The 12,493-nt window shown below is 28.8% G+C and carries 9 protein-coding genes and 1 other RNA gene; all 10 read left to right on the forward strand.

What is annotated here, in order from left to right:
* Nucleotides 1–207 precede the first annotated feature (207 nt).
* The 10 genes from dnaG to HF850_RS07710 all read left to right on the forward strand — a co-directional run bounded on the left by dnaG (nt 208) and on the right by HF850_RS07710 (nt 12,216).
* The gene (dnaG, locus tag HF850_RS07665) at nt 208–1,968 is read left to right on the forward strand and encodes a DNA primase (RefSeq protein WP_169104881.1); all 1,761 of its coding nucleotides are present in this window, start codon (nt 208–210) and stop codon (nt 1,966–1,968) included.
* A 42-nt stretch (nt 1,969–2,010) separates the two neighbouring features.
* Nucleotides 2,011–3,132 carry an RNA polymerase sigma factor RpoD gene (gene rpoD, locus HF850_RS07670; protein WP_169104882.1) on the forward strand — a complete coding sequence of 374 codons (1,122 nt, stop codon included), beginning with the start codon at nt 2,011–2,013 and terminating at the stop codon, nt 3,130–3,132.
* A 100-nt stretch (nt 3,133–3,232) separates the two neighbouring features.
* Nucleotides 3,233–3,925 carry a class I SAM-dependent methyltransferase gene (locus HF850_RS07675; RefSeq protein WP_169104883.1) on the forward strand — a complete coding sequence of 231 codons (693 nt, stop codon included), beginning with the start codon at nt 3,233–3,235 and terminating at the stop codon, nt 3,923–3,925.
* Between the two features lie 11 nt (nt 3,926–3,936).
* A complete protein-coding gene (locus HF850_RS07680; RefSeq protein ID WP_169104884.1) occupies nt 3,937–4,728 on the forward strand; it encodes a Nif3-like dinuclear metal center hexameric protein in 792 nt (263 codons plus the stop codon).
* Between the two features lie 146 nt (nt 4,729–4,874).
* Nucleotides 4,875–5,183: a hypothetical protein gene (locus HF850_RS07685; protein ID WP_169104885.1), complete on the forward strand. Its 309-nt coding sequence runs from the start codon at nt 4,875–4,877 to the stop codon at nt 5,181–5,183.
* 48 nt (nt 5,184–5,231) lie between these two features.
* Nucleotides 5,232–5,574, forward strand: an RNA gene (gene rnpB, locus HF850_RS07690) — RNase P RNA component class A.
* 400 nt (nt 5,575–5,974) lie between these two features.
* Nucleotides 5,975–7,084, forward strand: a complete 1,110-nt coding sequence (gene ugpC, locus HF850_RS07695) for a sn-glycerol-3-phosphate ABC transporter ATP-binding protein UgpC (protein ID WP_169104886.1) — start codon at nt 5,975–5,977, stop codon at nt 7,082–7,084.
* A gap of 42 nt (nt 7,085–7,126) precedes the next feature.
* The gene (locus tag HF850_RS07700; protein WP_169104887.1) at nt 7,127–8,068 is read left to right on the forward strand and encodes a helix-turn-helix domain-containing protein; all 942 of its coding nucleotides are present in this window, start codon (nt 7,127–7,129) and stop codon (nt 8,066–8,068) included.
* A gap of 297 nt (nt 8,069–8,365) precedes the next feature.
* Nucleotides 8,366–9,853: a 4-alpha-glucanotransferase gene (gene malQ, locus HF850_RS07705; RefSeq protein WP_169104890.1), complete on the forward strand. Its 1,488-nt coding sequence runs from the start codon at nt 8,366–8,368 to the stop codon at nt 9,851–9,853.
* A 2-nt stretch (nt 9,854–9,855) separates the two neighbouring features.
* Entirely contained in the window at nt 9,856–12,216 is a 2,361-nt protein-coding gene (locus HF850_RS07710) for a glycogen/starch/alpha-glucan phosphorylase (protein ID WP_169104888.1), read from the forward strand.
* The last annotated feature ends 277 nt before the right edge of the window (nt 12,217–12,493 follow it).

Raw genomic sequence — 12,493 nt, forward strand, 5'->3', positions numbered from 1 at the left:
TATAGTAAAATAAATTTTAAAAATTAAAGAGGATTTTATAATAAAAAAAAGAATAAATAGAAATAGCGTGAATATATTATTATTTTAGGACTGCAATTTATATGCATAAATTTATTATGAATTTTTCATATAAATAAGGAGGAAAAAAATTTATAATGTCGAATAATATATATTTGTTGAAAAAACAGTGGGGAGGGAGATGACTCCTTGCGGATACAAGAAGAAGTAATAGAAAAAATCAAAGAACAGAATGACATTGTTGATATTATTTCAGAAAATGTAAGACTAAAAAAAGCAGGAAGAAATTTTACGGGATTATGTCCATTTCATAATGATAAATCTCCGTCATTTAGCGTTTCTCCAGAAAAACAGATTTATAAATGTTTTTCATGTGGAGAAGCAGGAAATGTTATTACATTTGTAATGAAATATAAAAAACTTACATTTCAAGAGGCAGTAAAGCATCTAGCTGATAAAGCAGGAATCCCATTAGAAATAGGAGGACATGAAAACAGTAAAGCATCTAAAAAAAGAGATTTATTATTTAAGGTAAATGTAGAAGCAGCAAGGTATTTTTTTGCAAATCTTCAGAAAACAAAAATGGCTAAAGATTATTTCTTACGAAGAGGAATAAAAGAAGAAGTTATAAAAAGGTTTGGTCTGGGATATGCATTTGACAGCTGGCATGGATTAATAAATTATCTTCGTAATAAAGGGTTTAGAGATGACTTATTACTGGAAGCAGGTCTTATTTTAAAAAGTGAAAAAAGCGGAAACACTTATGACAGATTTAGAAACAGGGTTATTTTTCCCGTGTTTGATGTTAGAGGAAGAGTTATTGGATTTGGAGGTAGGGTTTTAGATGATTCAAAACCAAAGTATTTAAATTCACCAGAAACAATGGTGTTCCAAAAAGGAACAAATCTGTATGGGTTAAATTTCGCTATAAAAAATAAGCTTGAAGAAGATTACATTATCATAGTTGAAGGATATATGGATTTAATTTCTCTTCATCAGCATGGAATTACTAATACGGTAGCTTCACTTGGTACAGCATTAACTGTTAATCAGGCAAGGCTTTTAAAACGTTATGTCAGTAAGGTAATAATATCTTATGATGCGGATGTTGCTGGTCAAACTGCTACATTAAGAGGTTTAGAGATTTTACGAAATACTGGATTTGATGTAAAAGTACTAAAAGTGCCTCAGGGAAAGGATCCTGATGAATTTGTAAGAAACAATGGAAAAGAAGCATTTTTAAAATTAGTTAAAAATGCATTACCTTTAATTGAATACAGAATAAAAAGAGCAGCTGACGGAATTGATTTTAAAGATGGGAGCCAAGTTATTAAGTTTGCAGAGAAGTTTGCAGAAATATTAGCAGAACTGAATCCCATTGAAAAAGATGTTTATATAAAGAAGATTTCTGAAGAAACATCTATAAAAGAACAGGCTTTATATGACCTTTTATCAGAAGTTATGGCGAAAGGTCAAAAAGAAGATATTTTCATGAATAAAAAGGAAGAAAATGGAACAAAATTATATGTAGAGCCAGGTTATTTAAAGGCTGAAAGAGCATTGCTTAAATTGATTTTAGAAGATGATTTTTATGATGAATTAAAAGAGGTAATAAAAGAAGGAGATTTTATAGTAGAATCTCATAATAAAATTTATTCTTTAATATTACAAGGCAAAAATGAAAATACTAATAATATAATATCTTACATAGAAAGTCGTTGTGATGATGTTGAAAGTTCTAAAGAACTGATAAAAATTAAAGAACAGAATATTTTAGACTTAAGTAATAAGGATAAATTGATAAATGATTATTTAAAACAACTTGAAAGTTTTAAAATTAAAAAGAAAATTGATGAATTAAAAAAGAAACAAAAACAGCTAGAAAAAGAAGGAAAGTTTGAAGAAAGTATTCAGATAGCTAGAGAACTGCTTGCTTATCAACATAGATAAAAGGGAAGAGGTTAAGGTTGTAACGGAAGGAGGCAATTTAGAATGGAACAAAAAGTAAAAGCAAAAGCAACTAATTCTAAGAAAAATAATAATGATAAAAATGATAAAAATGCCAAAATGTCAGCGGTTAAAGAATTACTAGATAAGGGTAAGAAAGATGGTTCATTGACATATAAAGAAATTATGGAGACTATGGATCATATAGATTTAAGTCCAGAACAAATAGAGAAAATATATGAAGTTCTTGAAATGATGAACATTGAAATTGTAGGAGAAAACCCTGAGGTTGAAGCAGCACAAGAAGAAGAACTAGATTTATCTGTTCCAGAAGGAATAGCTATAGATGATCCAGTTAGAATGTATTTAAAAGAAATTGGTAAAGTGCCTCTATTATCTTCTGAACAAGAGATAGAATATGCAAAACAGATTGAAGAAGGAAATCAAAGAGCTAAGAAAAAGCTTGCAGAAGCAAACTTAAGACTTGTAGTAAGTATAGCAAAAAGATATGTAGGAAGAGGTATGCTTTTCCTAGACTTAATTCAAGAAGGAAACTTAGGTCTTATAAAAGCTGTTGAAAAATTTGACTATAGAAAGGGATATAAATTCTCAACATATGCTACATGGTGGATTAGACAGGCAATAACAAGAGCTATAGCAGACCAAGCTAGAACTATTAGAATTCCTGTTCATATGGTTGAAACTATAAATAAGTTAATAAGAGTTCAAAGACAATTATTACAAGAACTTGGTAGAGACCCATTTCCAGAAGAAATATCAAAAGTTATGGATCTTCCAGTAGATAAGGTTCGTGAAATTCAAAAGATAGCACAAGAACCAGTGTCTTTAGAAACACCAATAGGTGAAGAAGAAGATTCGCATTTAGGAGATTTTATACCAGATGATGAAGCACCAGCACCAGCTGAAGCTGCAGCATTTACAATGTTAAAAGAACAATTAATAAATGTTCTAGATACATTAACTCCAAGAGAAGAAAAAGTATTAAGATTAAGATTTGGTCTTGATGATGGAAGAGCAAGAACTCTTGAAGAAGTTGGTAAGGAATTTAATGTTACTAGAGAAAGAATAAGACAAATTGAAGCTAAAGCTTTAAGAAAGTTAAGACATCCTTCAAGAAGTAAAAAGTTAAAAGATTACTTAGACTAGGCACCTATTTTTTAGGTGCTTCTTCCTTATTTGATAAACAAAAATAACTGTTAACTGTTACCTGTTAACTGTTAACTGAATAAAGTGGTGGTAGGTAAAAATGGATTTAAGCAGAAGATTAAAATGGATAGTAGATAAATTAGATAAATGTGACGTTATAATGGACATAGGTACAGATCATGGATATATACCTATATATTTAATAAAAAACAACATAGCTAAAAAGGTTATAGCATCAGACATAAATAAAGATCCTTTAAAAAAGGCAAAGATTAATGCAAGCCTTGATGGAGTAAGTGAGTTTATTGACCTTAGATTAGGAGGTGGATTACAGCCATTAAATAAAAATGAAGCTCAAGGTATAATAATTGCAGGTATGGGAGGAAATCTTATACGTGATATATTAGAACATGATTTTGAAAAAGTAAAGAAATTAGATTATCTTATATTACAGCCAGCTCAAAATCCTGAAGTGTTAAGAGAATATTTATATACTCATGATTATGAAATAATAGAAGAAGATGTGTGTGTAGATGAAGGAAAATATTATGAACTTTTTAAGGTTAGATATAAAGAAGGAGAGTACACTAAATTAGAACCTATATTTTATGAAATAAGTCCTTATCTTTTAAATAATAAAACTAGTGAATTTGAATCTTATTTACAAAATAAGGTGGAACATTATAGTAAGATAGTGGGATTTATTAAAGATGATACAGAGCATGCACAGCTTAGAAAAAAAGAACTTCAAGATAAAATAAATATGATTGAAGATATTCTTAAATCTTTTTAGGAGGAAATTCAGTGAGTAAAGTAAGAGAAATTATTAAAGAAATTGAAAAAGTAGCACCAAAATTTCTTAAAGAAGATTATGATAATGTTGGGATGATGGTTGGAGACGAAGATACTGAAGTGAAAAAAGTACTTATGGCTTTAGATTGCACTAAAGAGGTGATAGAAGAAGCATTAAGTTTAAAATGTGAATTAATAATAACTCATCATCCTTTATTCTTTAGAAAGCCTAATAGCATAGTTAAAGGAAATCTTACTGGAGATAAAGTACTTAAACTTATAAAGAATGACATAAATCTTTATGCATGCCATACAAATCTTGATTCGGCCGAAAATGGAATAAATAAAGCAGTTGTAGATATGCTTGGATATAAAAGCTCTTCTATTATGGATCCAAATAAAAGAAAAGGTTATGAAAACTGTGGTATAGGGAGAATAGTTAAGCTTGATGAAGCAGCTGAATTAAATGATGTTATAGACAATGTGAAAAAGAAATTAAACATTAAGAATTTAAGAGTAGCAAGAGGCTGTGAAAAAGTTAATACTATAGCAATAATAAATGGAAGTGGTCAAGATTTTTTTGGAATGGCTAAAAGTATGGGGGCAGATTGTATAATAACAGGTGATACTACTTATCATTTTGTATCTGATTATAAAGAAATGGGTATAAGCATAATTGATGCTGGGCACTTTGGTACAGAATATTCTGTATTTTTAAAAACTTTAGAATTTCTAAAGAATGAGTTTAAAGATGTAGAATTTATTAAGTCAAAAGAATCAAAAGACCCATATGAATTTATTTAAAATAATCATTAAATAAGATAGTAAAAGGAAATGTTCAGTAAGAGCATTTCCTTTTTTTATGCAAATAAGCATATATAAAAGCATATAAATAATTATGGTAAATATAAATTGAAATTTGACCCAATAAATAAAAAAGGGGTGAACTGATGGGAAAGGCTTATAATGATTTAAGAAAAAGGATAAAGAAAATGAATAAGCATATAAAAAAATCAGTATATGGAATGTTTGGAGATAAAGAAAACTGTAAAAGAGGAAATCCATGTGGAAATAATGGAATGCCCCCAAATGGGTGGTTTCCACCTTTTTATAAAGGTAAGTCTCCATGGGCTATGATACTATTGTGTCCAAAGGCAATTATTCTTTATATAATCTTAATAGTGTTATTATTATGTGGAGTAAGTCTTTATGGTTTGGTTATATTAATCTTACTTACAATAATTTTCATTTTAATATAAGTAAAAATTATTTGCGCAAATAAAGAAAATATGATAATATAATTTTTGCGAGTAAGACGTGCAATCGCTGCTAGACTAGATTTAGGAGAGGAAAGTCCGGGCTCCACAGGGCAGGGTGCTGGATAACGTCCAGTCAGGGTGACTTGAAGGATAGTGCAACAGAGATATACCGCCTGATTTATCAGGTAAGGGTGGAAAGGCGAGGTAAGAGCTCACCAGCGTGATGGCGACTTCACGGCTATGTAAACCCCACTTGGAGCAAGACCGAATAGAGAGGCATATAGGGGCTGCCCGTCCCGCCTCTGGGTGCGTCGCTTGAGCTTATTGGTAACAGTAAGCCTAGATAGATGATTGCTTAGTACAGAACCCGGCTTATGGCTTATCTCGTATATATGAAAAACACTAGGTTAACGCCTAGTGTTTTTCTTTTATATAAATAAATTAGTATTGGTATTTAATTTGATTGCATAAAGTAGAATAATTTCTAACATATAAAATTAATATTTAAACGAACCTATATTCATATAATATAAGACAGTATGTCATGAGAACATTATATTCTAAATCATGAGTACTGTTTTTTGTTATATATAAATTATAAAGTTAATATTAAATATGAAAATTTTATATATTCTTACAAAAAAAACAAGATGGTTTTGTGAGTATTTAATATGGATATTAAAGGATTACATGGTGTAAAATAGTTACATAAAGAAAGATAAGACAGACAAAGATGGACAGTAAAGGTTGAGAGAAATTAAATAATTAGTATATTTATGGAGGGAATAAAAATGGCAGATTTATCATTAAGACATATTTATAAAATTTATGATGGAGGCGTTACAGCAGTAAAAGACTTTAACTTAGAAATTGAAGATAAAGAATTTATAGTATTTGTTGGTCCTTCTGGATGTGGTAAGTCAACAACATTAAGAATGATTGCAGGTCTAGAAGAAATATCTAAAGGTGAATTATATATTGGTGGAAGATTAGTTAATGATGTAGAACCTAAGGAAAGAGATATAGCCATGGTTTTCCAAAACTATGCATTATATCCTCATATGACAGTGTATGATAATATGGCATTTGCATTAAAATTAAGAAAAGAACCTAAAGAAGAAATAGATAGAAAAGTTAAGGATGCTGCAAAGAGACTTGATATTGAACATTTATTAGATAGAAAACCAAAGGCTTTATCAGGAGGTCAAAGACAAAGAGTTGCTCTTGGACGTGCTATTGTAAGAAATCCTAAAGTATTCCTTATGGATGAACCTTTATCAAACCTTGATGCAAAACTTAGAGTTCAAATGAGAACAGAAATATCTAAATTATATCAAAGCTTACAAACAACATTCATATATGTAACACATGACCAGGTAGAAGCATTAACAATGGGTACTAGAATTGTTGTTATGAAAGACGGTATAATCCAACAAGTTGATACTCCGCTTAATATTTATAATAATCCAAGTAATTTATTTGTAGCAGGATTCATTGGAAGTCCTCAAATGAATTTATTAAGTGGTATTGCTATAGAAGAAAAAGGAAAATTATATTGTAAAATTGAGCATAATAAAATATTATTACCAGAAGCTAAGGCTAAAATATTAAAAGATAAGGGATATGTAAATAAAGAAGTGATTTTTGGTATAAGACCAGAACATTTAAGTGACGAACAAGAATTAGTATCAGAAAATCCAGAAACAATAGTATCAGGTGAAGTAGAAGTAGTTGAAAGAATGGGAGCAGAAAGTTACATCTACTTTAAATCAGGAAACAATAACATGACTGCTAAAGTTGAAGGAAGCACTAAATTTGAAAGTAGAGATAATATAACATTACATGTACAAAATCAAAATATCCATATATTTGATAAAGATTCTGAATTAAGAATATGCTAGTATAAAATGCAGAAACGTAAGAAAATATATTGAGGTGAAGTTATGAATGGATTAGCTAAATATTTAGAAAATATATATATTAGTTGTAAAATTCCATTTGAATTATATATAGACAATAATAGAATATATACAGCTGATCCTAAATTATTTAAAGGTGAAGTTCTAGAAACAAATTTTATTGTAGGACACAGTAATTATACATTACGTGTATCAGAAGGGCATGATGATTTTGTCAATTTAATAAAATTTTTTATTAAGGACAAGTTTGTAGAAAGTAATACTAATTCTGAAAAGGTCCTGCTTAAGATATTAAATAACAACGATGTTTCAAAAGAAAGTATAGAAGAGTATATACCTTTACGTTCAGAAACATTTATGATTGTTGTAAATGTTTCTGAGAAGCTCAATGAAGCACTTGAAATAATCAAAAATATATATTCTAGTACAAAAGCATTAGTTGTATCAAATAATGAATATATAATTTTGTTGGGGAATTTTGAGAATATAGTAGAACATACATCTAGTATAAATGAAACATTATATACTTCTATATATGAAAAATGTTATATAGGATATCTTAATATAAAGTCGTACGATCAAATAAAAGGATTTTATGATGAAATGGTTCATGATATAGAGTTAGCTAAGAAGTATAATATATCTAAAATGATTTTAGATGAGAACAGTCTTATTTTTGAAAAATTTATGGATGGGTTAGATGAAAATATAAAAAAAAGTATAGCGCTTAGTTTTGATGAGGGATTTTCGAAGTTTGATAACGACATGATAAAAACAATAGACGTATTTTTTGAACTTGATCTTAATTTGAGTGAAGCAGCTAAAAGTTTATATGTTCACAGAAATACCTTGATATATAGATTAGATAAGATTCAAAAGTATACTAAATATGATATAAGAAAATTTAAAGATGCAGTTATATTTAAAATTGCATTTTCTATATGGAAACAAAGACATAATAAGTAATTTAATCAACGTATGATTCAGCCAGTTATTGAGAAAGATAGCTGGTTGATTTTTTTGCATAATAATTAATATGTTGAGTATATATTTTTAAGTTGCTTACTAACTTGTTATAGTATGATATTAAAAAATATGCAATTAAATCATTAACAAATAATATTTAGAATATATTTATTATATATATTCTAAAGTTTTATTATATTATTTATTTTAAACAAAGAATAAGTATTTTTATTAGGAAAAAGGGGAAGAATAAAAATCTATTGTATTAATAAATATGGAGGTATATAAGTATTGAGAATGGATAGAGGTAGTGGCATAATCATGCATATTACATCTTTGCCAGGGAAATATGGTATAGGAACATTTGGGAAAGAAGCATATAAGTTTTGTGATTTTTTAAAAAAGTCTGGGCAAAAATATTGGCAGATACTTCCCTTAGGACCAACGAGTTATGGAGATTCACCTTATCAATCATTTTCAGCTTTTGCAGGAAACCCTTATCTAATTGATTTTGATATGTTACAAGAAGAGAAATTATTAAAAGATGAAGATTATAAGGATAGAAATTTTAGCAATAATCCTGAAGTTATAGATTATGGATTAATGTTTACAGAGAAAATGAACGTATTAAAAATTTCATTTGATAATTTTTCAAAGGAAATTCATGAGGACTTTGAAAAGTTTAAGGAACAAGAAAAAGATTGGCTTGATGATTACAGCTTATTTATGTCAATAAAATATAAATTAAATTTTAAACCATTGAATACATGGGATAAAAAGTTAAAAATAAGAGATAATGATGAAATAATTAAATATAAATATGAGCTGAAAGAAGAAATAGAGTATTGGAAATATTTACAGTATGAATTTTTTAAACAATGGAATAAGCTGAAAGAATATGCAAATAAAAATGAAATAAATATAATTGGAGACATACCTATATATGTAGCAGAAGATAGTTCAGATGTGTGGAGCAATCCTAAAGTATTTCTTTTAGATAAAAATACACTAAATCCAATAAGTGTAGCAGGATGTCCACCTGATGCATTTTCTGAAGATGGTCAGCTTTGGGGAAATCCAGTTTATAATTGGCAGTACTTGTATGAAACACAGTATGAATGGTGGGTAAAAAGAATTAAGCAAAGCTTAAGGCTTTATGATGTATTAAGATTAGATCATTTTTGTGGATTTGAATCGTTCTGGGCAGTTCCAAATGGAGAAAAGACAGCTAGAAATGGAACGTGGTTAAAAGGACCAGGAATGAAATTGTTTGATGTATTAAATAAACAATTTAAAAATTTAAAAATAATAGCTGAAGATTTAGGTTTTCTTACAAAAGAGACAATAGAACTTAAAGAAAAGACTGGATTTCCAGGAATGAAAGTATTGGAATTTGCTTTTGATGGAGATTCAAAAAATATATATTTACCTCATAACTATAAAAATAATTGTGTTGCTTATACAGGAACTCATGATAATGATACTGTAAGAGGATGGATTGAGACTACAGGAAATAAAGAACATGTAGAGAATGCAAAGGAATATTTGAATTTGACAAAAGAAGAGGGATATAATTGGGGAATTATTAGAGGGGTATGGAGCAGTGTAGCTGATATTTCCATAGGATTAATGCAGGATTTTTTAAATCTTGGTAATGAAGCACGTATGAATATGCCTTCAACCTTAAATAATAATTGGAGTTGGAGAGCAAAAGACGATGTATTTACAGATGAGCTTGCAAATAAAATTTATAGGATGACTAAAATATATGGAAGGTGTGAATAGAAGTGGACAAACAAAAAATAAAGGAAGGGATTGAGAGATACTTAAAGGTAAAGCATGGAATTTCTTTGAAAGAAGCAAAAGATTATGAAATATTTAATGCAGTATCATTAACTATATTAGAAAGTATAATTGATAATTGGAATAAAACAAAGGAAACATATAGTAGAGGAAGAATGGCATATTATTTATCAGCAGAATACCTTATGGGGAGAGCACTCGGTAATAATCTTATTAATTTAGGACTTTATGATGAAGTGAAGGAGGTTTTAGAAGAATTAAAAATTGACATAAATAAAATAGAAGAGGTAGAAGAAGATGCTGGACTTGGAAATGGAGGTCTTGGAAGACTTGCAGCATGTTTTGTAGAGTCATCAGCAACATTAGATATGCCACTTATGGGGTATGGAATTAGATATAGCAATGGATTATTTAAACAAAATATAGAAAATGGATTTCAGACTGAATGTGAGGATACATGGCTTAAATATGGAGAAGTATGGGGAATTAGAAAGGACGATGAAACTCAGATAATAAAATATTCTGATATGACAGTAAAAGCTGTGCCATACGATATACCTATAATAGGATATAGAACAAAAAATATAAATACATTAAGGCTTTGGCAGTGCGAAGCATTAAGAGAATTTGATTTTAATTTATTTAATAATCAGCAGTATATAGATGCTGTATCTGCAAGAAATAAAGCAGAGGATATTTCAAGAGTATTATATCCAAATGACACTGCAGAAGCAGGAAAGATATTAAGACTTCGTCAGCAATATTTCTTCTCAAGTGCATCTATGAAGGACATTATAAAGAAGTATAAGCAGAAGTTTGGAAGTGATTTTTCAGAATTCTCTAAATATAATGTAGCACAATTGAATGATACACATCCGACTATATCTATTCTTGAATTTATAAGAATTTTAGTAGATGAAGAAAATGTTGATTTCTGGAATGCTCTAAATATTGCAAAAGAATTCTTTGCATATACTAATCACACAATACTTGCAGAAGCATTAGAAAAATGGGATGTTAAATTTTTTGATAGGTTATTCCCAAGATTATTACAAATTTCATATCAAGTAGATGATGCACTTATGAATGAGCTTAGGCAGAAAGGTTATGATGAAGGTGCAATATGGAACTTTAGAATTGTTGCTGATAATCAAATAAGAATGGCTAATTTAGCTATATTTGTTGGAAGGGCTGTTAATGGTGTTGCAGCACTTCATACAGAGATATTAAAAAAGGTTGAATTGAAACAGTGGTATAATGTTTATCCTAATAAATTTCAGAATAAGACTAATGGAATTACACCAAGAAGATGGTTAAGGCTATGTAATAAGGAATTATCAGAATTTATTACTGAACTTTTAGGTACGGAAGAATGGGTAAAAAAATTGACACTACTAAAGAATCTTGAAAAGTATAAAGATGATGAAAAAGTACTTAGGAAATTAATGGATATAAAGCATATTAAGAAAGTTCAATTAGCAGCATATATAAAACAAGAAGAAGGAATAATAATAGATCCTGATTCATTCTTTGATATTCAAATAAAGAGGCTTCATGAATATAAGAGACAGTTATTAAATGCTTTATATATCCTGGATTTATATTATAGGATAAAGGAAAATCCAAATTTAGATATGCCTAAGACAACATTTATTTTTGGAGCAAAGGCATTCCCAGGGTATAGAAGGGCAAAGGGAATAATTAAGTTTATAAATGAAATTGCAAGATTAATAGATAGTGATGAAGAAGCATCAAAGAAGATGAAAGTTGTTTTTGTTCATAATTATAGAATTTCTTATGCTGAAAAACTTTTCCCAGGGTCAGATTTATCAAAGCAGATTTCAACTGCAGGTAAAGAAGCATCTGGTACTGGAAATATGAAGTTTATGTTAAATGCTACTCCTACATTTGGTACTTATGATGGAGCAAATATAGAAATAGTTCAGCAGAGTGGTGAAGAGAATAACTATATATTTGGGCTAAGAGTTGAAGATATTGAAAGAATAAATCATAGTTATGATCCAAAAGGATTATATTTACAAAATCCATCAATAAAGAGAGTTGTAGATACGTTAATTAATGGTACGTTAGATGATGGTGGAACAGGGTATTTTGAAGATTTATATAATGCATTAATTGGGGAAATAGATCAATACTATGTATTAGCAGATTTTGATGCATTTAAGCAGGCAGAGGAAAAAGTATTTGAAGATTATAAAGATAAAAAGAAATGGGCACAGAAATGCCTTGTAAATCTTGCAAATGCAGGTACATTCTCTAGTGATAGAACTATAAGACAATATGCAGATGAAATATGGGATATAAAGCCAGTATCAGTTGAATAGGATTATATTTGAGAATAATATTGTTATAGACGTAATTTAAATTTTAGACCTATATGAAGTTTGGCTAGCTTCTATAGGTCTTGTATTTTAATAAGTTATATTATGGCCTATCATTGAAGTTTGTTTCAAAAGTGATTAAACTATAATTTGTAGCATATGAGTATTATATTTATTATGCATAGGATTATGTTTAGAAAAGAGGGGCTTTTAACTGTTAAAAATAATCTATAAAAATATATAAAAATATATTTCTATTTATGATATAATCTTATTGAGG

The sequence above is a fragment of the Clostridium sp. SM-530-WT-3G genome, from assembly GCF_012843905.1.
Lineage (GTDB): Bacteria > Bacillota > Clostridia > Clostridiales > Clostridiaceae > Clostridium.

What these genes read in the sequence shown, in the direction of transcription:
- rpoD (WP_169104882.1), top strand. Translation starts at nt 2,011, where the DNA reads ATGGAACAAAAAGTAAAAGCAAAAGCAACTAATTCTAAGAAAAATAAT.
- HF850_RS07675 (WP_169104883.1), top strand. Translation starts at nt 3,233, where the DNA reads ATGGATTTAAGCAGAAGATTAAAATGGATAGTAGATAAATTAGATAAA.
- HF850_RS07685 (WP_169104885.1), top strand. Translation starts at nt 4,875, where the DNA reads ATGGGAAAGGCTTATAATGATTTAAGAAAAAGGATAAAGAAAATGAAT.
- ugpC (WP_169104886.1), top strand. Translation starts at nt 5,975, where the DNA reads ATGGCAGATTTATCATTAAGACATATTTATAAAATTTATGATGGAGGC.
- HF850_RS07700 (WP_169104887.1), top strand. Translation starts at nt 7,127, where the DNA reads ATGAATGGATTAGCTAAATATTTAGAAAATATATATATTAGTTGTAAA.
- malQ (WP_169104890.1), top strand. Translation starts at nt 8,366, where the DNA reads ATGGATAGAGGTAGTGGCATAATCATGCATATTACATCTTTGCCAGGG.